Source organism: Rickettsia endosymbiont of Polydrusus tereticollis, from assembly GCF_964026385.1.
In the GTDB taxonomy this organism is placed as follows: Bacteria; Pseudomonadota; Alphaproteobacteria; order Rickettsiales; family Rickettsiaceae; genus Rickettsia.
The window spans coordinates 1,535,331-1,559,920 of sequence record NZ_OZ032142.1; the positions used below are offsets into that span (position 1 = coordinate 1,535,331).

Below are 24,590 nucleotides of genomic sequence, written 5' to 3' on the forward strand. Positions count from 1 at the left end.
ATAGTAAATTTTTATATAATCTTACTTATTTTAAGTGTTTTTTCTGGATACCGTGGTCAAGCCACGGTATGACAACGAACGCTTTGCAAAAATATGAGCCACACAACAATACTATATTATATCAAAGCCTAAATCTATATTACAAATAAATAAAATGAAAGAATTGTTAACAACGTTAATTAACCCGAATCGACATTATCTAATAGGAATTTTATTATTAGGCTTAACCTCGGGATTTGCGTTTACCTTAGTATTTTTCACTATTCCGTATCAATTATCCGAAGCAAAATATACTACCGATGTAATAGGCTCGATGTCCTTAGCGGCATTTCCTTATTGTTTAAAAATAGCGTGGGCACCTTTTATCGATAAATATTCCGTACCGTTTCTATGTGCTAAATTCGGACAAAGACGAGGCTGGGCGTTGACGGCTCAAATATGTTTATTATTATCTATAGTAGGTTTTTTAGTTATTAATCCGAGTGATAATTTATATATTACCGCAATTATTGCCTTTATTATTTCTTTTTGTGCAGCTACTCAGGATATCGTACTAGATGCTTATCGCATAGAACGCCCTGCTAATAAAGAAGAATTAACTTTAGCAATTACTTTCAGCGGTATAGGGTTTCGTCTTGGGATATTAACTGCTAGTGCCGGGGCGTTATATTTATCTAGTATTTTTAGCTGGCAGGCGGCTTATCAAGGAGCATTTGCCGTAACCTTAGTCGGACCTATAGTAATCTTATGTGTTAAAGAGTCGAAACCGAAAGAAAAACGCCATGCTACTCTACATTTAATGTCGATAAAGCAATATTTTGAGGTTATCCGCAAGAGTATTTTATCGTTAAAATTAAGTCAGCCCCGTTGGCTACTGACTATTTTATTTATTTTCCTATATAAAGCAGGTGATTCGGTACCGATGGCTATGAGTTCCCCTTTATTTCTTGATTTATCTTTTACCGCTCACGAAATTGCTTCAATTTCTAAAGCATACGGTTTAGTAGTCATGATTATAGGAGGGTTTTTAGGAGGAATTTTAACTTCAAAAATCGGTATATTTAAAAGTGTCTTAATTAGCGGCACTATCCAATTATTATCGCCTTTAATGTTTATGATACTTGCGATCATCGGTCATAATATTCCGGCATTTATAGCTACTATTACTATACAAAATTTTTGTTGCGGTCTCGCCGGAACGGTCATTACTATCTACCTTGCTAGCCTTTGTAATAGTGAATTTATCGCCACGGAATATTCATTACTTGCTTCTCTTAGCTCGTTTGCTAGACTTATGCTTGCTTCTTTAGGCGGTTTTTGTGCAAAATATATCCCTTGGTCACAATTTTTTTTAGGCAATGCTTTATTTAGTATGTTATTTATAATAGTGTTCCTGAAAATATATCGTAAAAAATCGGTTTAAGGGAAGACTATTTTATTTAACTTGACAATGCAACCTGCCCCTTCTTGTATAGCTTCAACCATATCTTAAACTAATTAGTGCCAGGTGCTAGGGGATAAACTCAATCATTGAAAACAATAATTTCCCGTTGCATTTAATGCTGCAGCACTCATGAAACGGCCCCATAGCATAATAACACTAAGGTTTAAAAATGTTTTGCAATGATGGAGTTTAAACACCATTAACGGATGGTACTTTAACAGAATAATCTAGATAATCAAAGGAATTAAGTTGTTTGCTTAAGATATTAAGCTAATTTTCGGTTGTAGTGATATTAAAAATACACAAAACAGCGTCATTCAGAAAACTTGATACAAGTAAATTTTTCGGCATTCGCCTGTACTCACGTACTCTAGTAGGCATTGTTGCATAGATCGAAAAAAGTGCTGTGTGTCATTCCCGCGAAGGCGGGAATCCAGAAAAAATATTTTTAAGTCATCCTGAATTTATTTCAGTATCTATTAATGAGATGCGCAAAACTTGTTCAGCATGACAAAAAAAGCCTGGATTCCCGCCTTCGCGGGAATGACATCAAAAATTAGAGCCATACAACAACACCTATTAATCTAAGCGATGAGGAAGTAGAGTTCAGGGTTAATATTATTTAATAAACACTAAATTATTTTCTGAAGAATCAGCTACGCTAAACTCGTAATTTAAATATGAAAAATTTTTTAATTCACAAGGATTATCGATTGCGTGTGTAGCTATAAAATTAACCATATTGCCACGGGCTTTTTTAGCATTTATGCCGACAGTCTGTAATTTACCGTTTTTATTCTCTTTAAAAAATACATTAATCATTGGATATTTAAGACGGCTAATAGCAATAGCGGAAGAATATTCAATAGAAGCCAAATTAAGCAAATACTTATTTTTATGTCGTTTAAGCGTTTGATTGATATAGTTAGTAATTTTTTCTTGCCAAAAATCGGCAAGGTTTTTTATATCAGCTATTATAGCAGGTAATTTAGCTGCCATTTCTAGCCGATAAGGTCTAATGTCATCTAAAGGTCTTAAAGCACCGTATAACCCGGACATAATTAGTAAATGAGATTGTAAAAAATTTAATTGTTTATGATTTAATTCTTCGATTTTAATATTATTATAAACATCACCGTCATAAGCAAAAATTGCTTGTTTAAGTTCTTGCTTCTCAAAATTTTGAAATCTTTGCCGATTAAGCTGTGCAAGACTTGAACTTATATTCATTATTTCCGTTAATTGCTCTTGAGAATAATTTTTAAGTATCTCAAGCAAGTAATTTGTCGTGCTTAAAAATAGCGGTATGGTTGACTCTTGAAACGAGATAGCCTTAAAATTAAGGGTTTTTGCGGAGGAAATTATACTAAGCATTATATTACTAATATATTGATTGTAGGGCTTTCAGATTAGTATAAGAAAGCCTACATAAGCAATTTAAAGATACTAACGAGTAGGAGGAGTAGGAATTCTTGCAATATTATTGCCTATATTCCTATTCGTATCCTCTATCGTTCTTATAATAGCAGGACTCGGATCGGCCTCAACTGCTAGAGTAGGCTTCGGTTTAGTAGGTGCTTTATCTTTGCAACCTATTAAAATAGCAGCAGCAAAAAAAAGTATTAAATAATTTTTATTCATAAATGACCTAAATATATTGAAAGTTTAGTATAAAGATAATAGGTTGTTTGTTCAATGTCAATAGACCTCTTTTGTGATGAATCTTCGATCCACGTAATAATGCCTTGGGCATTGTTGCATGGCTCTAATTTTTGCAAAGCGTACGGTGTGTCATTCTAGTTCCTTGATCACGGCATCCAGTCTTTTTATTAAGGTTTTTTCTGGATACCGTGGTCAAGCCACGGTATGACACCATACTTGTAATAATCCTCTTACAACAACACTTTTAAGCCATAACAGCTTTATTACTTTTGGCATAATGAACAATAAAAACTACTTCTACCTGATTGCTTTAATTTAATAATTATTCCGTCACAATCTAAGCATTTTTCGTTATCTCTATTATAAACCATAAGCTGCTGTTTGAAATATCCAGGGCTATTATCACCGCTGACAAAATCTTTAAGGGTAGTACCGCCTGCTGCAATCGCCTTCGATAACACATTTTTAATTGCAGTAATTAGCTTAGTTATTTCCTCAATAGTTAAGTCAGTACCTAACCTATTTGGATTAATTTTAGCTAAAAATAAGCTTTCGGAGGCATAAATATTACCGATTCCAACGATAATTTTATTATCCATTAACAAATTTTTTATCGGTACTTTGCGGTTAGCGAGTTTACTCTTTAAATATTCGATAGTTAGTAAATCAGACAAAGGCTCAATAGCTAAATTATAAAAAAACTTTTCTTCCAAAAATTTAGTTTCATAACTATAAATCATTCCAAAACGCCTTGCATCGTTAAAAACTAATTTCTCGTTATTAGTAAGATCAAAAATTATATGATCATGTTTTTTAATTTTATAATTATATAGCTGCAGTGTAAAGCGTCCGCTCATACCGAGATGCACTATTAGAGAATAACTGTTATTTAAATCGATAATAAGATATTTAGCACGCCTCCGCACAGCTAAAATATTTGCATGTAAAATTTCTGCAGCTAGATTTGCAGATAATTTATAACGCAAATTCTCTCTTTTCTGTTCTATATTCTTTATAGCAAGACCTATTAGTTTCTGCTCAAGAGAGTTTTTTAACGTTTCTACTTCAGGAAGTTCTGGCATTTTATATAGTTTATAAGTATTTATTAGTGTAGAGTTGGTTGTAATATAATTTCAGTTTTATGTCATTCCCGTCTGTGCAGGAAGGCATTGTTGTATGGATCAAGAAATGATTCCAATGTCATACCGTGGCTTGACCACGGTATCCAGAAAAAACTTTAATAAAAAGACTGGATGCCGTGATCAAGTCACGGCATGACATCGTACACTTTGCAAAAATTCGAGCCATGCAGCCATGACGGTTTGGGTATCCACGCAACAATGCTGCACAGGAATGACATAATAAAGAATTCCGAGAATAACACTGTATAATGTAATATAATACACTAAAATAATTTTAAAAAATATAAATTATGAACCAGACAAATTTTGGCTTTAAAAAAGTTAATTTGGCCGATAAACAGAAGCTAGTAAATAATATTTTCACTGGCGTAGCAAATAAATATGATTTAATGAATGATATAATGAGCTTTGGAGTACATCGTTTATGGAAAGCTGAATTTATTAGGCAAATTCCGAATTTAAACGCAAATATATTGGACGTTGCTAGCGGCAGTGGCGATATTGCTTTAAAAATTGCTCAAAAAGCCAAAGCTCGTAGCCCGAAGCTTCACATAACTCTTTGTGATATAAACGAAGAGATGCTTGAAAATGCAAAAAAACGAGCAATCGACCTTAATCTTTTACAAAACCTTAATTACACTGTTGCCGATGCTGAAAATTTGCCGTTCCCTGATAATAGTTTTGATTATTATACCATAGCGTTTGGGATTCGAAACATCCCCGATATTGATAAAGCTTTAAAGGAAGCTTACCGAGTTTTAAAGCCGATGGGAAAATTCTTATGCCTTGAATTTTCTAAACTAGATGAAGGTTATTTCAAAAATTTCTATGAATTTTATTCTTTTAATATTATCCCGAAAATCGGGCAAATCATTACTAATAATCAGGAAGCCTATCAGTATCTAGTTGAAAGCATTAAGCTATTTCCTGCACAAGATGATTTTAAAATAATGATCCAAAATGCCGGCTTTGAGGAAGTACGATATAAAAACCTTACTAACGGGGTTGTTGCCATTCATAGTGCTTACAAATTATGAATATATTTTTTAACTTATTCCATATTCTAAGAATTATTAGCAAAGAGCAAATTTTACTTGATGCAGGTGATATTAAAGTACCGCTACGTATTAAAATTATCGGCTATATTTTGACGCTAATATTTTCTCCGCTATCTCTAATAAAAAAACCGCAAAGGGATTTTGGTAAGCGTTTAACTAGTTGTTTGCAACAGCTCGGACCTATCTATATTAAATTCGGGCAAACACTTTCTACAAGACCCGATTTGATAGGTACGCAAGTAGCAGAATATTTAAGGTTACTACAAGATAAATTGCCTCCCTTTGATAGCAAGATAGCGAGGGAGTTAGTTCAGAAGGCTTTTCAAAGTCGATGTCATTCCCGCGAAGGCGGGAATCTAGAAAATTATAAAGTGGATTCCCGCTTTTGTGGGAATGACATTGAGAGCTTTTACGACACCCCCATAGCCGCCGCTTCAATCTCACAAGTTCATAAAGCTCAATTAACAACCGGCGAATTTGTCGCAATAAAAATTTTGCGTCCTGATATTCATCGAAAATATAATAGAGACATTAAGTTATTATATTTCCTTGCTAAATTAGCTTCCAAATTTACTAAAGTAAAAAGGTTAAAACCGCTCGCGGTCATAGAGAAGTTTCGGGAAACCATGAAATATGAGCTTGACTTAAGGCTTGAAGCTGCCGCTGCTTCCGAGCTTGCCGATAATTTCCGTGATGATCTTGACATATGCATCCCCAAAATATACTGGCAGTTTACGTCCGAAAATATCCTAACCACGGAATGGGTAGATGGAATTTCTATATATGAAACTCATAAGCTTAAAGAAGCCGGCTTAGACTTGGCAATAATAGCTCAAAAATTTGCTGTAATGTTTTTTAATCAAGCCTATAGAGACGGCTTTTTTCATGCTGATTTACATCCCGGAAATATTTTAGTAAACGAGCAAGGTAAAATAATTTTGCTTGATTTCGGTATTATGGGAAGACTAACCGAGAAAGATCGCTTAGCGGTTGCTGAAAGTTTATTCGGTTTTCTTAACCGTGATTACAAATTAGTAGCTAAAGTACATTTAAAAGCAGGTTATATTCCTGCAAATACCGATTTAGATTTATTTGCACAGAGCTGTAGAGCCGTTACTGAACCTATCGTAGGGCTAGCTACTAAAAATATTTCAGTCGGTAAATTACTAGCACATTTATTTAAAATAACCGAGGATTTCGGTATGGAGGTACAACCGCAGCTATTATTATTACAAAAAACTTTAGTCATGGTTGAAGGAATCGGACAACAACTGGATGCGAACGTTAATATGTGGCAACTAGCCGAGCCGTGGATAAAGAAATGGGCAGCTAAAAACCTCAGCCCCGAAGCCAAAATTTTACGGATAGTAAAGCATTGGATAGAAGAGGCATATAATAAGTTATGAAGTATACTGATAAAAACAATTTTTAAAAAGTTACAATTATGTTAATATTAGATATATATCCTGCAATTAAGGCGGGTTTATTGTGTGGCTCGAATTTTTGCAAAGCGTTTGGTGTCATACCGTGGCTTGACCAGCCTTGTTGCCTGGATCAAATTTTTGATGTCATTCCCGCGAAGGCGGGAATCTAGAGAATATTTAAGCGAATTATATAGTAAATTTTTATATAATTTTGCCTATTTTAAGTGTTTTTTCTGGATTCCCGCTTTCGCGGGAATGACATACAGCACTTTTTTTGATCCATGCAACAATGCCGGCTTGACCACGGTATCCAGGCTTTTATTAAAGATTTTCTGGATGCCGTGATCAAGTCACGGCATGACACCGTACGCTTTGCAAAAATTCGATCCACGCAACAATGCTGTGCGAGAATGACATCAAAAATTTGAGCCATGCAGCAACGCTTGGCTCAAACGGGAATGACATAGAACACCAATTAACCCCCACTAAGTTACATACGGGTTTTTAGTTTTAACATAAATAAATCTAATAGGAATGCCTGGCAGCTCAAAAGCATCACGTAAATTATTTACTAAATATTTTGTATAGCTATCCGTAACTTTTTCCGGATTATTAGAAAATAATTTAAAAGTCGGCGGACGGGTTTTTATTTGCACCATATATTTTACCCGAACACGCCTACCGCCTTTTTGCAGAGGCAGAGGATGCTTCTCGGTGGTAAAACCAAGCCACTCGTTTAATTTGCTAGTCGCTATTTTCTTATTCCAGACATTGTAAATATTAACGCAAGCGTCTAATACTTGTTCTATATTTTTTTTGTTAATAGCCGAAATATATATTATCGGCACGCCTTTGATTTGCGGTAAATTAGTAGCTACTTGATAGTCAAATTCCTCTTTAAATTTCTCTTTTTCAGATTCCTTAACTAAGTCCCATTTATTTACTACTATAACAATGCTTCTGCCTTCCGATGCAACATAACTTGCAATATTTAAATCTTGCTGCTTTAATGGAGCTAAGGCATCAATCATTAAAATCACCGTATTAGCAAATTTGATGCTATTAATAGCATCCGACGCCGATAATTTTTCAAGCGATTCGTTGATAGTAGATTTTTTACGCAAACCGGCAGTATCTATTAATTTTATTTTATTGCCCTTATATTGCCAATCAATTTCAATTGATTCACGAGTCAATCCGGCTTCAGGACCGGTTAATAATCTTTCATCGTTAATAAGTGCGTTAATAAAAGTAGATTTTCCGGCATTCGGTCTACCGCTTACCACTATTTGAATATAATCGGCTTTTATAGGGTCAGTAATTTCTTGACCTTGAGAATCATTATTAGCGGTTCCTTCAATTATCGCATCGTATAAATCCGCCATCCCGACACCGTGTTCGGCGGAAACAACTACCATATTATCAAAACCGAGTTGGTAATATTCTTTAGCAAAATCAAAACGCCCTTCGCATTTATTTATTATCAATATAGTCGGTTTATTATATTTTCTAACAAAATGAGCAAGTAATTTATCATCAGGCAGTACACCGCTTTTGCCGTCGACCATAAAACAAATTATATCCGACTCAATTATAGCTTTAGTCGTTTGTTCCATTAACCGCAAATTTAACTCTTGACCTATTTCATGCTTTACTTCCTCAAGCCCCGGCGTATCGATTACAGTAAATTCCAACGAAGCAATTGCAGCATCAGCATATTTCCTATCTCTTGTGACGCCCGGCTGATCGTGAACAACAGCTTTTTTCCTAACACTTAAACGGTTAAAGAGCGTTGATTTCCCGACATTCGGTCTACCGACTAATGCAATGGTCTTTTTATTCATATCAATTTTATGCTGCTATACTTATGTCAACTGGCTATATTACCACTTAATTATAAAAACTTAAATAGTAAAGTCTAAAATTAATGCTATAAGAATTTTTTAATGTTAAAATAAAATTAATTATTATTAGAATAGGGGAAAAATGGATAATTGTGAACTTAATACCAATTATATGTATTACATGTTAGAAGGGCTTAGGGCTCAAATAGCTCCGACTCATTTAGGTATAAAAATTTTAAAAGAAGCCTTTGAAGATGAATCGTTAAAAGATAACGGTTATGCAAGAATTATGCATGCTTACCTAACCGTTTCCGAACGGATGCTCCGAAAATACGAAAAACCCAAATTTAATATTACCGAAACTATTATTGATAACGTAACTTATGAAATTGATGAAAAAATTATTTTAAAAAAACCGTTTTGTGAATTAAAACATTTTTACAAAGTAGGCTATAAGGAAGCAATGCCGAAATTGCTAATAATTGCACCGATGGCTGGTCACCATGCTACACTGCTCCGAGCTACGGTACAAGAATTATTACCTTATTGTGATGTATATATTACCGATTGGATAGATGCAAGTTACGTACCTGTAGAAGCCGGACATTTTGATATGGATGATTTTATCGATTATACAATTGAGTTTATCAACTTCCTTGGACCTAATACCCATACGATGGCAGTTTGTCAGCCCACGGTGCCGTTACTTGCCGCTATTAGTATAATGTCATCGGACAATCAACCTAATGTACCGAATTCAATGATTTTAATCGGCGGTCCGATTGATGCTAGAAAGAATCCTACGGCAGTTGATGAATTTGCTTTAAGCAAAAACCTAGAGTGGTTTTGTAAAACAGTTACAATGAACGTTCCGCCTAACTATCCCGGACATGGTCGGAAAGTTTACCCGGGCTTTTTACAGCTTGCCGGTTTTATTAGTCTAAATTTATCTCGCCATATAGATTCTCATCTAGAGTTATTACAAAATTTACTAAACGGTGATTATAAAAAAGTCGATCATACTATTAAATTTTATGATGAGTATTTAGCCCCTATGGATATGGCGGCAGAGTTTTACTTGCAAACTATCGAAGAAGTATTTCATGAATTTTCTTTAGCTCGGGGAAAATTAGTTTCGGAAAATCGGCACATTACATTTAAAAGATATTACCAAATGTGCTTTGCTAGGTATAGAAGGAGAGCTTGATGATATCGCAGCCGTCGGTCAAACAAAAGCAGCAATAAATCTTTGTGCAAATATTCCGGACTCAATGAAACAATATCATATGCAGGAAGGAGCGGGTCATTACGGAGTATTTAGCGGTAGTAAATTTAAGCAGTTTATCGTACCGGTTATTAAGGATTTTATCTATACTCATGATAAAGCAAGCGAATCTAGAAATAAGGCTAAGGCGAAGTAGATATTATTCCTGAGTTAGTGACTGAACTACGTCATTGCGAAGCCACGAAGATGTTGTTGCGTGGCTTGAATTTTTGATGTCATTCCCGCGAAAGCGGGAATCCAGGCTTTACTTTGTCATGCTGAACTTGTTTTACAACTGTCCGAAGTTCTAGAAAGGAAAAGAGTTCTTGAACCTTGATTGGGCATTTTGGTATAAAAATATAACATCAAAAATAGAAATTGCCGCCACTTTTCTCTACTTATTTTTTAACTTCGGACAGTTGTAAACTTGTTTCAGCATCTCTTGTAGTATATCCTGAAATAAATTCAGGATGACTTAAAAATATTTTTTTCTGGATTCCTACTTTCGCAGGAATGACATACGGCACTTTCTTAGAGCCATGCAACAATGCCAACGCCTCCTAGCAATGATAGATTTCAGTATATGATAAGGATTTTTGGTTGCGGGGGCTGGATTTGAACCAACGACCTTCAGGTTATGAGCCTGACGAGCTACCGGGCTGCTCCACCCCGCGATAATGATAGAGTTCTTCCGAAACTCTAATGCAAATTTAGAATAAATATTATTTTAAACTCGATTTAAAAGTTGTAACAACTGTGAGTAAAACAATATCAAGCGATGTCATTCCCGCCAAAGTATCGGTGTTGTTGCATGGCTCAAAAAAAGTGCCGTATGTCATTCCTGTTGGCATTGTTGCATAGATCGAAAAAAGTGCTGTGTGTCATTCCCGCGAAAGCGGGAATCCAGAAAAAACGCTTAAAATAAGCAAAATTATATAAAAATTATTTACTATATAACTCGTTTAAATATTCTCTGGATTCCCGCTTTCGCGGGAATGACATCAAAAATTCAAGCCACGCAACAACATCTTCGTGGCTTCGCAATGACGTTGAGGTATTCATGCAACTTGATCACGGTATGACGTCCTACTTGTAATAACCTGCCTTACTCTATTCCGATTTTTTTGTCATCCCAAAAGAAAGACCGGAAAATTTTTTATTAAAGTCACTAACACTTTTATTAGATTGATTAACGATATTTCCCATATCTTTGTTCCATGCCGGATGTTTCCTATAATCAACATCCATTAAAATTTCGCCGGTAGGATGAGCCGACATTGTTTTAAAAGTGTCGCTACTAACCTTAATTAAAAACTCTTTATATTCCGGATGTATGCCGCTTTTCATAATGTTTTCGCTAGTTTATTTTGAATTATTTTCTTTTTAATAACTTTTGCGTTGTCGGATAAAACATCATTAGATACTTTTATCATATACTCATCAAAACCGCCGGCTTTTTCCACCGAACGTATGCACTTTGCATTTACCGATAATCTATATTCTTGTGCCGTTACGTCGCTTATAAATTTAACAGACCTTAAATTAGGCTCAAAACGCCTTCTAGTTTTGCGTTGTGAGTGAGATACATTATTACCATACAAAACGCCCACACCAGTGAGCTCACACCTACGAGACATAAGTAAAATACCTTAAACTTAACTACAAATAAAGGAATATAATGTAATTGTCGGCGGCTGTCAAGAGGTCATTTTTAAACTTAAATTTTCAAATACATCTAGCATAGAATATAAGCCCGGCGGTTTATCGGCTAGCCAAATAGCGGCTTTAATTGCACCGTCGGCAAAAGAATTTTTATTGAGAGCTTGATGTTGCAAAGTTATAGTTTCGTCATCGCTCAAAAAATATATATCGTGTATGCCGTGAATATTCCCGCCACGTATTGAAGAAATGCCGATTTCGTTGTTTTTTCTGCTCCCGCTATCACTGCGATTAAATGCCGCACATTCATCAAAATTTAAACCCTTTGCTGCGGCAATTATTTCGCCGAGTAAAATAGCCGTTCCGGAAGGTGCATCTTTTTTGGCTCGGTGATGAGTATCTAAAATTTCAACATCATAACTATTATCAAGAGTTTTTGCAGCTATCTTAGCTAAAGCTCCTAGTAAATTAGCCCCTAAACTCATATTAGCGGAATATAAAATAGGCAAAGTTTGTGCAGCCGTTTTTATATAATCAAAATGTTGAGGTTTTAAGTCGGTAGTACCGATTACTAGCTTAGTTTTGTGCTTAAGAGCACTATCTATTAGTTTTTCTAATAGTTCCGGAGTAGAAAAATCAATAATTACGTCAGAATTTTTACAAAAATGATCTAGATTATTTAAGTTATTTGAGCTGTTAAACTTCTCGGAAATCTTACAATCGTTAAATTTTCCGATTCTTTCTATAATCGTTTGCCCCATTTTACCGGTGGCACCGCACAGTCCAATATTGATAGTCATTTTAATTCTTGATATGATTTTAGGAAATATAATAACGGGTTTGAATCATTTTTTATAGCGGTATTAATAACCTCACCGATAAATATAATATGATCGCCGACGTTATAACTCGTGACTTTCCGGCATTCAACATGACAAATTGCCTCGTCTATTAGCGGACAGCCGGTATATTCTCCTTGTGTGTAAGAAATATTTAAAAATTTATTTAGTTGATGCTTAGAAAAATGCTTAGCCCGGATATTGCATGAAGTGAGATTTAAAGTAAGAAATTGAGTAATTTATAATATTAGCAATGATACTTTTGTAAAAATTTTGCCAAAAAGTGCTTTGAAGCCGTTATTTTCAAATTTTAGATGTAATGCCCCTTACCCCATTTTTTCTAAGCACCGGGAACAGTGCTAATCTAGGTTATTCTAATGCTAATTTCTTCATCACATGATTCCATACCTGTCGGTAAGGATATGATGAAGATAACAAAAACTTAATACGCCTAGTATTACGGATAATTACTACCCCAATTTTTAATAATTTTAAACGTATTGTACCTATTTGTGCTTTTGCTAATGCACTACCTTGTAATAAATTACCTCTGATATATTCTACTAAAGTGTATGCAAGACCCGATAAAATCATTCTGAGCTGATTAGCCCACCATCTATGACAAGAAGTACGATCTGCAAATAATTCTAGTTGTTGCTCTTTTATACGGTTTTCCATATCACCACGACCACAGTAAACTTTGTCGTATAAATCTTCAGGTTTATCTGATAAATTAGTTACTATATACCTTGGATTTTCTCCAAGCATTGTCATTTCTGCCTTACCAATTATTCTACGTTCATGACTCCAACTACCAGCCTTATATGGAAACTCACTAAAAAGACGTTGCTTTTCTTGGGTTATAATAAATGCTGCTTTTGACTTCTCCATTGTAGGTTTCAGTAACTCATTTAGTCTGTTATTTTGGGGCATTCCTACAATATATTTTATATTATGAATATCACACCAATCAAACATCTGATGACGACAAAATCCACTATCACCACGAAAAATAATCTTTACCTCTGGCCAAGCTTGGCGAAAACGTTTTACTAACAATGATAATATTGCCCAAGAATGTTTTGCTTGATCCTGCTTTGACGTCCTAAGATAACTAACTAACAGATGCTTTCCACAAAAAACATACAAAGGTAAAAAGCAATTATGACCGTAATAACCATGATAAAACTTACCTTCCTGTTGCCCATGAATTTCATCATCCGTAGCATCAAAATCAAGTATTAGCTGCTTTGGTACTATTTTATGAGACTTAATAAATTTATCAAGCATTAGTTCATGCACTTTAATTGCAAAGTGTCTATCAGCATTGTTTTCTATACGACATAAGGTAGAACTACTTGCCATATCATCAATTGTTTCCATAGCTGTTTGCATAGCAGGACATTTTCGTAGATAATTGTGGTCATTTAAATCTTCATAACCTAATGCAATACCATAAATTCGTTGCCTCAGCATTGTTGCCATATTATGGGTAATTTTACTACCATCTCGTCTATCAGGAAATATTTTAGCAAGCTCCTCTGTTATACCAAGCCTTTTATCTGCTTCTCTTAATAACAACACACCTCCATCGCTACTAATATCACCTCCAGTGAAATTTATCTCTATTGTCCGATTTTTTACTTTGGAAAACTGGTAACTATATGCTATACAATTTGTCATGACAAAATCCTTTGTATTATTCTAATGAAATACCAGTATTATACAGCTTTACGAGGATTTTGTCTCCTATATCTCATGCAATATCCGGGTTAGAAATATCGGCTTGATTTTCTGCTAAAATACTAATTGCAAATTTATCGCTATTGCTAAAACCGTCAACACTAAAAGCTTTTTCATCAAGACAGAAGGATACTAACGGTGGCGTCAAGGATACGGAAGTAAAGGAATTAGCCGTAAAACCGAAAAGTTTGTTGTTATAGGAAGTAGTTATAACAGTAACACCGGTAGGGAATCGGCTCATTGCATTTTTAAATTCGTCGTTTTTTACTGTACTAGCCATTTTTTCATAATTTTATTAAGGGTGCCGTCTTTTTTCAATGAGTCGATTGCTTCGTTAATTTCTTTAATAAGCCCTGAATCTTTAGACATAGCTACAGCAAATTCCGAAGAAAAACCTTCCAAAGTGTAGCTCTCCAGATTAGGGTTATTTTCTTTAAATTTTATGGATTGGAATTCTTCAAGGATAACGGCGTCTATAACCTTTGATTTTAGTTCTTCCACTAACATTAAATTATTTGATAAAGAGTTAATTTTAATATTCATTTTTTGTGCTAATTCTTGAGCTGTTTTTTCCCAGCTACTACCGAGTTGTGCTCCGACTATTTTATTATTCAAATCGTCAACATTTTGTATATTATCCTCCGATCTATATAAGATCGATAATTTTGTTTTCCCATAATTATCGGAAAAACTAATATATTTTTGACGTTCCGGAGTAGCAGAAAGTGCAGCTATGACAACATCGATATTTTCGCTAACTAAAGCTGCAAGTAACCCGTTAAAATCAAAGTTTTTTATGATGACTTTTTTATTTAAACGTTCGCCTATCGCATTGATAATATCAATATCAAGCCCGACAATTTCACCGTTTTGAATAAATTCATAAGGAGGATTATCCGCAGAAGTACCGACAATTAAATTATCTTTGGATTTCTGTTTTTCGCAAGCAAGTAGTAAAAAAGATAATAAAAATATTTTTAGTAATTTCATATAATAAATTTTTTAATTAACAAGAAAGATATGCTTAGAAAGAATTAATAACGAAGTGATTTATAGGAAATTAATTTGAATTAAGTGTAAGCTCCATCGTGATCAGCAAGTAATACAAGATAATCGCCATCTCTATAAGCAGTAGCACGGTATTTTTGAGAAAATCTAAATGAATATATATTATTACCTTTGGAAGTTGTTTTTGAGGTAATTAATTCCCATCTTATTCCTTTATCCTTATACAACTCTTTCCAATCTAATTGTTTAATTTTTTTTAAAGTAGTAAGTAATGCGTATTGTTCTAACTTTTCTAAGCGGAATAATTGTTCTTGAAAAGCAGGGTAATTCATGTCTAATAATATTTTAGTCATTTTTTATAGAGTTTTCTATTTCATCAAAATTTTCACGTCTTTTAGTTGTTTCTGCCCATTTTATTGCTTTTTCAAGTATTTCATTATTATTTTTATTATAAAGCCATAATTCATTGTCAGGAATAAATCTACCGGGTTTAATTATTATAGTTCCATTGTCTAAGGTTAACATCTGTATTCGCTTTCAGGCATATTTTTTCCCTAGTGATATCTGACCGTTAGTGCCTACTTGCTTAATTGTTTCTACGTTATTTCCTATTATCATAATATTTATATTTATGAAATTCCTATTTTCCAATATTACCATATTTGTATTTATAAGACAAGTAACTTAACTAGCCTTGTTGCATGACTCAATAATTAAACTCTTAGCAGTTCGTTAATAGCAATTTTGCTCCTAGTTATTTTATCAACCTGCTTTACTATAACTGCACAATAAAGCGAAGGCTTTCCTGCTTCGGTTGCCGGAAGCGACCCAGGTACCACAACCGAATAAGGCGGCACTCTGCCGTAAATAATTTCGCCCGTATCTCTATATACTATCTTTGTGGAGGCGGCAATAAATACGCCCATACTAATTACTGCACCTTCTTCTATTATTACGCCTTCGGCTATCTCCGATCTGGCCCCGATAAAACAATTATCTTCAATTATTACCGGCTTTGCTTGCAGCGGTTCTAATACACCGCCTATTCCTGTACCGCCCGAGATATGACAATTTTTACCGATTTGTGCACAAGAGCCGATTGTTGCCCAGCTATCAATCATTGTTCCTTCATCTATATAAGCACCGATATTAATAAAAGAAGGCATAACAACAACATTTTTGGCTATATAAGCACCGGTTCTAATAAAAGCTCCGGGTGCCACCCGTACTCCGGCTTTTTTAAAAATACTTTCATCGGTATTCGGCGAGAATTTAGCCGGGATTTTGTCGTACCAATTTTTATAATTACTAGTGTAAATTTTTGATTCGGTAACGATAAAATATAATAATATCGCTTTTTTTATCCACTCATTCACATACCAATTATTTTCTTTTTTTTCGCAAACTCTAAGAGTACCTTGATTTAAATCGTTTATAATGTTATTAACTATCTCTTTAATGTCCTTTAACTTTGAAGAGTCGTGTAGTAATCCATCTTTTATTTGCCAAGCTTCCTCAATTTCTTTAATATATGATAGCATAATAATTTTAATATTAGTTCTATACGTGAAGTATTTCAAAAATTGGATTTTATTTTGAAGGGTGAACGCACGCAGCTTATACTTAATAAGTGAGTACGTGAATCCCTGACAAAATGAAAAAACAATTTTTGAAAGACAAGCGTATAGAAAAATCATAAATCACTTTTACTATTAAGTCAATTTATAAAATATAATAATTAAATGTATATTACTTGTCCAAATTGTCAGACAAAATTTATCGTTTTAAACGAGCAAATAGGTATAAACGGTCGAAAAGTTAAGTGTTCTAAATGCCGGCATATGTGGCATCAAAAATTAGATTATAACGCTACGAAACTAGCTGATTTTGCTAAAATTGAAGAAGCTCCTGAAGCTATTACTACGCCCTTTAAAAATGAACGTTATATAGAGGGTAGAGGTCTACCGGCGTTATTACCATGTAAACCTCCTAGCTATAGTTTTTTTCCTTTGTTATGGATTAGCTTTATTATTTTTTCTTCAATAATATTATTAGAAGATAATTGCAGGTTTTTATTTAGGTATGAGCAATTAAAAATTGACCATATTGTTATTCAAGATATTAAGAATCCTGATAGAATAAAAATTTCATATGCAGTAACTAACCCGTCGAGTTATCAAATATCAAACCTAATATTTAGGATCAGGATAATCGATAAAAACCGGAAAATTTTGGATTCTTACGTAACTAATAAGACGAATATTAATATTTTGCCTGACCAAACAATAAATATGGCAATAGAGCTTGACGACTTGCCGCCTTTTGCCGAGTATTTAGATATTGCTGTAGGCAATAAATTCGATTTTTTATTTTGAATTTCGCTACAAAAATCTTCTTACTTACTTAATTAACTAACTATTATTTTTTTTCTTGGCGGGAGATATACGCTATCATCTTCCATAGGCGAAATTTTTTCCAAAAGCCCGATAAAACGACCTTTATTAGGTATTAATTTAACTATCGCCCATCCTTCTTTTATTGATTCTTTTATTTGTTCTAGGTCTGATTTATGTTCAGAAAAAGATATAATTTTTTGTGCTAAATCTTGCATTTCTCCTCCCTAATAATTAATAAAAGTTATTCATTGTAATATATTAACAATAAATAATCAATAATTTTTGTTTAGATATAAAGATATATTTTAGTGTGGAAGCTTTTAATAATCAGAATATTAGGCGTTGTTGCGTGGATACCCCAAACGTCATTGCGAGCGACTGAAAGCCTTGTTGCATGGATCAAATTTTTGATGTCATTCCCGCAAAAGCGGGAATCCAGAGAATATTTAAGCGAATTATATAGTAAATTTTTATATAATTTTGCTTATTTTAAGTGTTTTTTCTAGATTCCCGCTTTCGCGGGAATGACATATAACACTTTCTCTTGATCCATGCAACAATGCCCACTCGCAATGACGAGGTAAAATCGAGCCATGCAACAAGCCGAAGCTTTATGAAATATGCCGTATGTATTTTTACATCAATTGTTAATATTTAGAATTAAATACTTTCTAAATTTGCATTAGAAATAATAAAATGATAATCTCCTTATTTGAGTTAATATAAATTAATATGCAACAAAATGATTCAGCCGAGCCGGCAGCTCTGTCAAAAAAGCAGTTATTTGCTTTTTTCGGCATGGTTGTCGGGATGTTTATGGCGGTACTCGATATCCAAATCGTCGCAAGCTCCTTGTCGGTAATAGCTGCCGGGCTTGCTGCTTCAAGTGATGAGCTGTCCTGGGTTCAAACGTCTTATTTAATAGCCGAAGTAATTATAATACCTATTACCGGCTTTCTAGCTAGATTACTTTCTACCAGAATTTCCTATTTTATTGCGGCGTTCGGTTTTACTATTATGAGCATATTATGCTCTCTTGCGACTAATATTGAATCAATGATTATTTTTAGAGCTTTGCAAGGATTTTTCGGCGGTGCAATGATACCGACGGTATTTAGCACTGTTTTTATAATTTTCCCCGTCTCGCAGCGTCCGACAGTAACGATAGTAATTGGGTTAGTAGTAACCGTAGCACCGACACTCGGTCCGATGCTCGGAGGTTATATTACGGAAGTTTTATCTTGGCATTTTATGTTTTTGCTTAACGTCATACCCGGAATTTTTGTTTGTACTGTAGTTTTCCTTTATGCCGACTTTGATAAACCTAATTATAATTTACTGAAAAATTTTGACTTTATCGGTATAGCACTCATGGCTATAACCCTTGGAACATTGCAATATGTTTTAGAGGAAGGTAATAAAAAGGGATGGCTAGAAGACACTACAATATTGCTTTTAAGTATTATGGTAGCAATCAGTTTTATTACGTTAATTATTTGGGAACTAACATTTGTTAATCCGATTTTAGACCTACGAACGTTTTTATATAAGGATTTTACTTTTGGCTGCCTTTATTCTTTTGTGATGGGTATCGGCTTATACGGGGCAGTATATATATTACCGTTATTTTTATTTACGATAGCAGGGTATGATACTGTGCAAATCGGTATTACCATGATGGTAACGGGAGCGGCACAATTTTTATCTGCACCGCTTGCCGGCAAGATGATGGGTGCCGGTGTCGATTTAAGGATAATGCTGATTATCGGGCTTGGCGGATTTGCACTAGGCTGTCATTTAAATAGTTTTTTAACACCGGACTCAAGATTTGCCGAATTTGTCTTACCGCAATTTATTAGAGGTTTATCTTTAATGTTTTGTTTCATACCGACTAATAACATTGCTCTTGGTAATATGCCGAAAGAAAGAGTAGGAAATGCCAGCGGTCTTTATAATCTTACCCGTAACCTTGGCGGAGCCGTCGGGCTTGCGGTAATTAGCACTATCCTTACTAACTATACTAAAACTTTCACTAGCTATTTAGGAGAAAATATTTCTTCTACTTCTGCAAAGGCTGCAGAACAATTAGCGTTTTTTGCTCAATTATTAGACGGAAAAGTTAGCGATCCGGAAAAAGCTTCATATTTATTACTTGCGAATCAAATAAATGCCGATGCGTTTGTAATTGCAATAAATAATATATTTAATATGATAGGGTTAATATTTGTGATGATTATGGTATTAATTCCTTTTACTTCCAATATTAAATTAACAAAAGCAGTAAATGCGCACTAAAATACATTTAATTTATAAAGCTATATTATATTTTTGCCGGTTACTGGTAGAAATATGTAAATCTGCGTTTGCAGTTATTAAAATCGTTTGGAGTCGAGATATGAAAATAGAGCCGACTTTTGAATGGCTTGATGCAGAAGAGTTAACAGAAATAGGGCAAGTAATTTATGGTAATTCGATTACTCTAACGCCGGGTACTGTAACACTTGACGTAAAAAATCATATGTTATTAGTGCATGCACTTAACAAATCATCAATTGACGATTTAAAAAACGGAATTATGCTTAATAAGGTTAAGGGGATTACTCGGTCGTCATTGCGAGGAGGTACGTAGTACCGACGTGTTCCGGTGTCATTCCCGCGGAGGCGGGAATCCAGAGAATATTTAAGCGAATTATATAGTAAAATTTTATACAATTTTGTTTATTTTAAGTGTTTTTTCTGGATTCCCGCCTTCGCGGGAATGACATTACAATATATACAGTACGACTAATATCAGGAAAACATTATTTATGGATGAATATTTTAAACAAACAGGGTTTTTATTTGGCGGTAATGCTGTTTTTATAGAAGAATTATATAGGCAGTATTTAGCAAATCCGAGTTCTGTTGATCAAACTTGGCAAGTATTTTTTGCACAGATTAAGGACAACAATAAAGATGCGGGAATTAATAAAACTACAGCTAAAGTAATTTTAAAAACAGAATCTACAGAATCCCAAATTTCAGAAAAATCTGCATTGGTTACAAATAAGTTTAATGTCGGAGCGATGATAAAAAATTATCGTAAATATGCTCATTATTGTGCAGAGCTTGATCCTCTCAAGCTTGAAACTATTAAAACTAAAGAGGATTTAAAGCTTGGTATAGAGAATTTTGGTTTTACCAGCGAGCAGCTGAATAATGTAATAGAGCATAAATTTCTAGAAAAAACATATACCTTAAGTGAGCTAGTTAATTTTCTTGATAAAACTTATTCCAATCATATCGGCGTCGAATTTGAGCAGATAGAAAATACGGAAGAAAAAAATTGGTTGTATAACCAGCTGGAAAGAGACGTTGTATTATCTTCAGAAGATAAAAAAAATATATTAAATGATTTAGTTGAAGTAGAAGGGTTTGAGCAATATTTACATACAAAATTCCCGGGAGCAAAGCGTTTTTCTGTCGAAGGCGGCGACTCTTCGGTTGTTGCTATGAATAAAGCTATAGATTTATCAGCTAGTTACGGCTTAGAGGAAATTGTTATAGGTATGGCACATAGGGGGCGACTTAATACCGTCACTAAAATAGTCGGTAAACCTTACAAAGCCGTTATTGCCGGATTTATTAGCGGTAATGTATTTCCTGACGATTTAAATATTTCAGGAGATGTAAAATATCATTTAGGTTATTCCTCTGATAGGGTTGTAGGCGATAAAAAGATTCACCTGTCGATGGCGGATAATCCTTCTCACTTAGAAGCGGTAAACCCGATAGTTGCCGGAAAAGTTAGAGCAAAACAAGATGCTATAGGAGATACTGAACGTAAAAAAGTCAAGGCTATTTTGGTTCACGGCGATGCGGCTTTTTGCGGTCAAGGAGTCGTGGCTGAATGTTTATCCATGTCAAATTTAGCTGCTTATAATACCGGCGGTATATTACATTTTGTTATTAATAACCAATTGGGATTTACGGCCAATGCTAAGGATACCCGATCAAGTAGATATTCCACTGAATTTGCTAAAATCATTGCTGCACCTATTTTGCACGTCAACGGCGACGATATGGAAGCAGTTTTAAAAGTAACGAATATTGCTGTTGAGTATCAGCAAAAATTTAGCAAGGATATTGTAGTTGAGATTATTTGTTATCGTAAATACGGTCATAATGAAGGCGACGAACCGATGTATACGCAATCTAGTATGTATAATGCAATTAAAAATAAACCCACGCCGGGTGCGGTTTATGCCGATAAGCTAGCAAAAGACGGGGTAATTGATACAAATTATTTTGCTAAATTAAAAGAGCAATTTAAAGCTAAATTAGATCAAGAATATGAGCAAGCTAAAAATTATAAACAAGAGGTGCATTTTTTAGGCGGCTTATGGCAAGGCTTAACTCGTTCTAATGCTGAAATAGTTGCTACCGGTGTTAATAAAAAAACGTTGCAAGAAATAGGTATAAAGTTATGTGAAGTACCTGAAAATTTTGTAATTAATCCGAAACTTATTAAGCTATTTAACGCACGCAAAGCCGATTTAACCGAGGATAAACCTATTGATTGGGCAACTGCCGAGCAGCTTGCTTTTGCAAGCTTGCTTATTTCAGGTACAAAAATAAGATTTACCGGTCAAGATTCAGGACGTGGAACTTTCTCGCATCGTCATTCAGTATTATATAGTCAGCTAGACGATACGAAATATATACCGCTAAATAACCTAGCCGAAAAGCAAGCAAAATATGAAGTAGCGGACAGTCTTTTATCCGAATATGCGGTACTTGGTTTTGAATATGGTTATTCTTTAGCAGATCCTCAGAATTTAGTTATTTGGGAAGCACAGTTTGGTGATTTTGCCAACGGTGCACAGATTATATTTGATCAATTTATTTCTAGTAGTGAAACTAAATGGTTACGTTTAAGCGGTCTCGTTGTTTTACTACCGCATGCTTTCGAAGGGCAAGGACCGGAACATAGTTCGGCAAGGCTTGAGCGGTTTTTACAGCTAGCGGCAGAGGATAATATGTACGTTACTTATCCAACAACTCCCGCTTCTATTTTTCATTTGCTCCGTCGGCAAATATTAAATACTACTCGTAAACCGTTAATAGTTATGTCGCCAAAATCACTATTAAGGCATAAATTAGCCGTTTCATCTCTGGCGGAGCTTGACGAAAAGACGAGTTTTATACCGGTTTTGGATGAAGTTAATAACATAGACGCAAGTAAAATTACAAAAGTAATTTTATGTAGCGGTAAAGTTTATTATGATTTAATTGAAATGCGTACAGCTAACAATATTGCGAATACGGTAATTATAAGGCTAGAACAATTATATCCTTTCGAGAAAAATATAATAGTAGACTTGTTAAAGAAATATAGCAAAGCTAAAGAATTTATTTGGTGTCAAGAAGAGCCAAAAAATATGGGAGCATGGAGTTATATAGTTTCTTATCTGGATGAGGCATTAAAGGAAGCAGGAATTAACGAACGATTTAAATATGTCGGGCGAGAGCTTTCAGCATCCCCTGCGGTCGGGTCGTTGCACGTACATAACGAACAACAGGAGAAGCTAGTGAGAGATGCGTTGAGGGTGAAGGAGTAAGGTTTTTGTCAAGCCGTCGTGGCTTGTACCTGTGTTGTTGCATGGCTTGAATTTTTGATGTCATTCCCGCGAAGGCGGGAATCCAGAGAATATTTAAGCGAATTATATAGTAAATTTTTATATAGTCTTGCTTATTTTAAGTGTTTTTTCTGGATTCCCGCCTTCGCGGGAATGACATACAGTACTTTTAATAGCCATAATAACCTCGCATGAATAAACAGAATAACAAGGAGTAAAATAATATGAGTGTTAAAATTACAGTGCCGTCTCTCGGCGAATCGGTGACGGAAGCGACTATTGCTAAATGGTATAAAAAAGAAGGTGATGCTTTTAAAATAGATGAGCTGTTATTAGAGCTTGAGACGGAGAAAGTCACGCTAGAAGTTAACGCTTCTGCTAACGGTACTATTAGTAAAATATTAAAAAATGAAGGAGCAAATGTAGCGGTCGGTGAAGATATAGGGGAGATTCTAGAGGGAGCAGCAGGAGCTGTTGCATCGCCGCAGCCGCAAAAAGATACCGCAAATTCTGAACCTACTAAAGCTGCCGCACAAGATAATACTACACCTAAAACCTTAACCGAAATAATGCCGGAAAAAATAGTAGCGGCGAGTACTAGCCTTGCACCGTCCGTACAAAAATTAGTGACCGAAAATAAACTTGATTCGAATAATATAAAAGGTTCGGGGAGGGAGGGAAGAATAACTAAAGGCGATGTATTGGAAGTATTAAATACTCCTGCAAGTCAAGTACCGACTCCACAAGCAAGCCCTACAGTAAAAACAAATGACGATAGAGTGCAACGTGTTCGTATGTCACGCTTACGTAAAACTATTGCCCAACGTTTAAAAGATTCACAAAATACGGCAGCTATTTTAACGACCTTTAATGAAATTGACATGTCGAAAGTAATAGCTTTGCGAACACAATATAAAGAAGAGTTTGAAAAAAAACATAACATAAAACTTGGCTTTATGTCTTTTTTCGTGAAAGCTACTATTGAAGCTTTAAAAACGATTCCTTCGGTAAATGCCGAAATAGACGGCGATGATATTGTTTATAAAAATTATTATGATATCGGCGTAGCGGTCGGAACAAATCAGGGTCTGGTAGTTCCTGTTATTAAAAATGCCGATAGTTTAAGTTTTGCCGGCGTGGAACAAGAAATAGGAAATTTAGCCAAAAAAGCACGAGAAGGGAAATTGTCTATGGCTGATCTATCCGGCGGAACTTTTTCGATTTCTAACGGCGGAGTATATGGCTCGTTATTATCAACGCCGATTATTAACCCGCCGCAATCGGGTATTTTAGGACTGCACAAAACAGAAGAAAGAGCCGTAGTAATAAACGGCAAAATTGAAGTACGTCCGATGATGTATATTGCACTCTCTTATGATCATCGCATAATAGACGGCAAAGAAGGCGTTACCTTCTTGGTAAAAATTAAGGAACTTATCGAAAATCCGGAAAAATTATTGTTAAATTTGTAATAAAATCTTTCTATTAG

General features: G+C 34.7%; 21 protein-coding genes, 1 tRNA gene and 5 pseudogenes. 10 read left to right on the forward strand and 17 right to left on the reverse strand.

What is annotated here, in order from left to right:
- Positions 1 to 154 precede the first annotated feature (154 nt).
- Positions 155 to 1,423: an MFS transporter gene (locus AAGD48_RS07470; protein WP_341789589.1), complete on the forward strand. Its 1,269-nt coding sequence runs from the start codon at positions 155 to 157 to the stop codon at positions 1,421 to 1,423.
- 639 nt (positions 1,424 to 2,062) lie between these two features.
- Here the strand turns inward: AAGD48_RS07470 and AAGD48_RS07475 are convergent.
- From AAGD48_RS07475 to mutM, 3 genes are all read right to left on the reverse strand, one after another.
- A complete protein-coding gene (locus tag AAGD48_RS07475) occupies positions 2,063 to 2,818 on the reverse strand; it encodes a YaaA family protein (protein WP_341789590.1) in 756 nt (251 codons plus the stop codon).
- Between the two features lie 72 nt (positions 2,819 to 2,890).
- The gene (locus AAGD48_RS07480) at positions 2,891 to 3,085 is read right to left on the reverse strand and encodes a hypothetical protein (RefSeq protein ID WP_341789591.1); all 195 of its coding nucleotides are present in this window, start codon (positions 3,083 to 3,085) and stop codon (positions 2,891 to 2,893) included.
- 284 nt (positions 3,086 to 3,369) lie between these two features.
- Positions 3,370 to 4,188 carry a bifunctional DNA-formamidopyrimidine glycosylase/DNA-(apurinic or apyrimidinic site) lyase gene (mutM, locus tag AAGD48_RS07485; RefSeq protein ID WP_341789592.1) on the reverse strand — a complete coding sequence of 273 codons (819 nt, stop codon included), beginning with the start codon at positions 4,186 to 4,188 and terminating at the stop codon, positions 3,370 to 3,372.
- 350 nt (positions 4,189 to 4,538) lie between these two features.
- Here mutM and ubiE point away from each other — a divergent pair, with 350 nt between their 5' ends.
- A complete protein-coding gene (gene ubiE, locus AAGD48_RS07490; protein WP_341789593.1) occupies positions 4,539 to 5,285 on the forward strand; it encodes a bifunctional demethylmenaquinone methyltransferase/2-methoxy-6-polyprenyl-1,4-benzoquinol methylase UbiE in 747 nt (248 codons plus the stop codon).
- The gene (ubiB, locus tag AAGD48_RS07495) at positions 5,282 to 6,712 is read left to right on the forward strand and encodes a 2-polyprenylphenol 6-hydroxylase (RefSeq protein WP_410526011.1); all 1,431 of its coding nucleotides are present in this window, start codon (positions 5,282 to 5,284) and stop codon (positions 6,710 to 6,712) included. The genes ubiE and ubiB overlap by 4 nt, the downstream gene beginning before the upstream one ends.
- 503 nt (positions 6,713 to 7,215) lie before the next feature.
- Here ubiB and der read toward each other — a convergent pair.
- Entirely contained in the window at positions 7,216 to 8,574 is a 1,359-nt protein-coding gene (der, locus tag AAGD48_RS07500) for a ribosome biogenesis GTPase Der (RefSeq protein ID WP_341789594.1), read from the reverse strand.
- Positions 8,575 to 8,716: 142 nt separating this feature from the next.
- Here der and AAGD48_RS07505 point away from each other — a divergent pair.
- Positions 8,717 to 9,995, forward strand: a pseudogene (locus AAGD48_RS07505) (polyhydroxyalkanoate depolymerase).
- Between the two features lie 241 nt (positions 9,996 to 10,236).
- On the opposite strand, the gene AAGD48_RS07510 reads toward AAGD48_RS07505, so the two are convergent.
- The 12 genes and pseudogenes from AAGD48_RS07510 to dapD all read right to left on the reverse strand — a co-directional run bounded on the left by AAGD48_RS07510 (position 10,237) and on the right by dapD (position 16,628).
- Complete coding sequence (locus tag AAGD48_RS07510) at positions 10,237 to 10,386, reverse strand: hypothetical protein (protein WP_341789595.1); 150 nt, start codon at positions 10,384 to 10,386, stop codon at positions 10,237 to 10,239.
- A 49-nt stretch (positions 10,387 to 10,435) separates the two neighbouring features.
- Positions 10,436 to 10,512, reverse strand: a tRNA-Met gene (locus AAGD48_RS07515).
- A 436-nt stretch (positions 10,513 to 10,948) separates the two neighbouring features.
- Positions 10,949 to 11,185: a 50S ribosomal protein L31 gene (rpmE, locus tag AAGD48_RS07520; RefSeq protein WP_341789596.1), complete on the reverse strand. Its 237-nt coding sequence runs from the start codon at positions 11,183 to 11,185 to the stop codon at positions 10,949 to 10,951.
- Positions 11,182 to 11,475 (reverse strand): 50S ribosomal protein L28, encoded by a 294-nt coding sequence (gene rpmB, locus AAGD48_RS07525; RefSeq protein WP_341789597.1) that lies wholly within the window; start codon positions 11,473 to 11,475, stop codon positions 11,182 to 11,184. Before rpmB ends, rpmE begins: the two co-directional genes overlap by 4 nt.
- Positions 11,476 to 11,535: 60 nt before the next feature.
- Positions 11,536 to 12,297 (reverse strand): 4-hydroxy-tetrahydrodipicolinate reductase, encoded by a 762-nt coding sequence (gene dapB / locus AAGD48_RS07530; RefSeq protein WP_341789598.1) that lies wholly within the window; start codon positions 12,295 to 12,297, stop codon positions 11,536 to 11,538.
- A pseudogene (locus AAGD48_RS07535) lies at positions 12,294 to 12,530 on the reverse strand (flavin reductase family protein); the annotation flags it as partial. The gene dapB and the pseudogene AAGD48_RS07535, both read right to left, overlap by 4 nt.
- Before the next feature lie 175 nt (positions 12,531 to 12,705).
- Entirely contained in the window at positions 12,706 to 14,019 is a 1,314-nt protein-coding gene (locus AAGD48_RS07540) for an IS1380 family transposase (protein ID WP_341789277.1), read from the reverse strand.
- A gap of 91 nt (positions 14,020 to 14,110) precedes the next feature.
- Positions 14,111 to 14,359, reverse strand: a pseudogene (locus AAGD48_RS07545) (flavin reductase family protein); the annotation flags it as partial.
- Complete coding sequence (locus AAGD48_RS07550) at positions 14,344 to 15,069, reverse strand: ABC transporter substrate-binding protein (protein WP_341789599.1); 726 nt, start codon at positions 15,067 to 15,069, stop codon at positions 14,344 to 14,346. The gene AAGD48_RS07550 and the pseudogene AAGD48_RS07545, both read right to left, overlap by 16 nt.
- Before the next feature lie 80 nt (positions 15,070 to 15,149).
- Positions 15,150 to 15,440, reverse strand: a complete 291-nt coding sequence (locus AAGD48_RS07555) for a hypothetical protein (RefSeq protein WP_341789600.1) — start codon at positions 15,438 to 15,440, stop codon at positions 15,150 to 15,152.
- Positions 15,433 to 15,705: pseudogene (locus AAGD48_RS07560) on the reverse strand (hypothetical protein). Before AAGD48_RS07560 ends, AAGD48_RS07555 begins: the two are co-directional and overlap by 8 nt.
- A gap of 95 nt (positions 15,706 to 15,800) precedes the next feature.
- On the reverse strand, positions 15,801 to 16,628 hold the full coding sequence (gene dapD / locus AAGD48_RS07565; RefSeq protein WP_341789601.1) for a 2,3,4,5-tetrahydropyridine-2,6-dicarboxylate N-succinyltransferase: 828 nt from the start codon (positions 16,626 to 16,628) through the stop codon (positions 15,801 to 15,803).
- 201 nt (positions 16,629 to 16,829) lie between these two features.
- Here dapD and AAGD48_RS10670 point away from each other — a divergent pair.
- Positions 16,830 to 16,889: pseudogene (locus tag AAGD48_RS10670) on the forward strand (MJ0042-type zinc finger domain-containing protein); the annotation flags it as partial.
- Between the two features lie 39 nt (positions 16,890 to 16,928).
- Positions 16,929 to 17,462, forward strand: a complete 534-nt coding sequence (locus AAGD48_RS07570) for a hypothetical protein (RefSeq protein WP_341789602.1) — start codon at positions 16,929 to 16,931, stop codon at positions 17,460 to 17,462.
- Between the two features lie 32 nt (positions 17,463 to 17,494).
- Here AAGD48_RS07570 and AAGD48_RS07575 read toward each other — a convergent pair whose 3' ends face one another.
- Positions 17,495 to 17,698, reverse strand: a complete 204-nt coding sequence (locus AAGD48_RS07575) for a DUF2674 domain-containing protein (RefSeq protein ID WP_341789603.1) — start codon at positions 17,696 to 17,698, stop codon at positions 17,495 to 17,497.
- A gap of 517 nt (positions 17,699 to 18,215) precedes the next feature.
- On the opposite strand from AAGD48_RS07575, the gene AAGD48_RS07580 reads away from it, so the two are divergent.
- The 4 genes from AAGD48_RS07580 (at position 18,216) to odhB (ending at position 24,573) form a co-directional block, all read left to right on the forward strand.
- Positions 18,216 to 19,778, forward strand: a complete 1,563-nt coding sequence (locus tag AAGD48_RS07580; protein WP_341789604.1) for a DHA2 family efflux MFS transporter permease subunit — start codon at positions 18,216 to 18,218, stop codon at positions 19,776 to 19,778.
- On the forward strand, positions 19,768 to 20,112 hold the full coding sequence (locus AAGD48_RS07585) for a Na+/H+ antiporter subunit E (RefSeq protein WP_341789605.1): 345 nt from the start codon (positions 19,768 to 19,770) through the stop codon (positions 20,110 to 20,112). The genes AAGD48_RS07580 and AAGD48_RS07585 overlap by 11 nt, the downstream gene beginning before the upstream one ends.
- Before the next feature lie 178 nt (positions 20,113 to 20,290).
- The gene (locus tag AAGD48_RS07590) at positions 20,291 to 23,083 is read left to right on the forward strand and encodes a 2-oxoglutarate dehydrogenase E1 component (protein WP_341789606.1); all 2,793 of its coding nucleotides are present in this window, start codon (positions 20,291 to 20,293) and stop codon (positions 23,081 to 23,083) included.
- 242 nt (positions 23,084 to 23,325) lie between these two features.
- Positions 23,326 to 24,573, forward strand: a complete 1,248-nt coding sequence (gene odhB / locus AAGD48_RS07595) for a 2-oxoglutarate dehydrogenase complex dihydrolipoyllysine-residue succinyltransferase (protein ID WP_341789607.1) — start codon at positions 23,326 to 23,328, stop codon at positions 24,571 to 24,573.
- Positions 24,574 to 24,590: the final 17 nt, after the last annotated feature.

Excerpts from the sequence above, each read along its gene's own strand:
- AAGD48_RS07480 (WP_341789591.1), bottom strand. The coding sequence starts at position 3,085 with ATGAATAAAAATTATTTAATACTTTTTTTTGCTGCTGCTATTTTAATA.
- odhB (WP_341789607.1), top strand. The coding sequence starts at position 23,326 with ATGAGTGTTAAAATTACAGTGCCGTCTCTCGGCGAATCGGTGACGGAA.
- AAGD48_RS07475 (WP_341789590.1), bottom strand. The coding sequence starts at position 2,818 with ATGCTTAGTATAATTTCCTCCGCAAAAACCCTTAATTTTAAGGCTATC.
- AAGD48_RS07585 (WP_341789605.1), top strand. The coding sequence starts at position 19,768 with ATGCGCACTAAAATACATTTAATTTATAAAGCTATATTATATTTTTGC.
- ubiE (WP_341789593.1), top strand. The coding sequence starts at position 4,539 with ATGAACCAGACAAATTTTGGCTTTAAAAAAGTTAATTTGGCCGATAAA.
- mutM (WP_341789592.1), bottom strand. The coding sequence starts at position 4,188 with ATGCCAGAACTTCCTGAAGTAGAAACGTTAAAAAACTCTCTTGAGCAG.
- rpmE (WP_341789596.1), bottom strand. The coding sequence starts at position 11,185 with ATGAAAAGCGGCATACATCCGGAATATAAAGAGTTTTTAATTAAGGTT.
- rpmB (WP_341789597.1), bottom strand. The coding sequence starts at position 11,475 with ATGTCTCGTAGGTGTGAGCTCACTGGTGTGGGCGTTTTGTATGGTAAT.
- AAGD48_RS07555 (WP_341789600.1), bottom strand. The coding sequence starts at position 15,440 with ATGACTAAAATATTATTAGACATGAATTACCCTGCTTTTCAAGAACAA.
- AAGD48_RS07570 (WP_341789602.1), top strand. The coding sequence starts at position 16,929 with ATGTGGCATCAAAAATTAGATTATAACGCTACGAAACTAGCTGATTTT.
- dapD (WP_341789601.1), bottom strand. The coding sequence starts at position 16,628 with ATGCTATCATATATTAAAGAAATTGAGGAAGCTTGGCAAATAAAAGAT.
- AAGD48_RS07590 (WP_341789606.1), top strand. The coding sequence starts at position 20,291 with ATGGATGAATATTTTAAACAAACAGGGTTTTTATTTGGCGGTAATGCT.
- der (WP_341789594.1), bottom strand. The coding sequence starts at position 8,574 with ATGAATAAAAAGACCATTGCATTAGTCGGTAGACCGAATGTCGGGAAA.
- AAGD48_RS07580 (WP_341789604.1), top strand. The coding sequence starts at position 18,216 with ATGCAACAAAATGATTCAGCCGAGCCGGCAGCTCTGTCAAAAAAGCAG.
- dapB (WP_341789598.1), bottom strand. The coding sequence starts at position 12,297 with ATGACTATCAATATTGGACTGTGCGGTGCCACCGGTAAAATGGGGCAA.
- AAGD48_RS07575 (WP_341789603.1), bottom strand. The coding sequence starts at position 17,698 with ATGCAAGATTTAGCACAAAAAATTATATCTTTTTCTGAACATAAATCA.
- ubiB (WP_410526011.1), top strand. The coding sequence starts at position 5,282 with ATGAATATATTTTTTAACTTATTCCATATTCTAAGAATTATTAGCAAA.
- AAGD48_RS07540 (WP_341789277.1), bottom strand. The coding sequence starts at position 14,019 with ATGACAAATTGTATAGCATATAGTTACCAGTTTTCCAAAGTAAAAAAT.
- AAGD48_RS07550 (WP_341789599.1), bottom strand. The coding sequence starts at position 15,069 with ATGAAATTACTAAAAATATTTTTATTATCTTTTTTACTACTTGCTTGC.
- AAGD48_RS07470 (WP_341789589.1), top strand. The coding sequence starts at position 155 with ATGAAAGAATTGTTAACAACGTTAATTAACCCGAATCGACATTATCTA.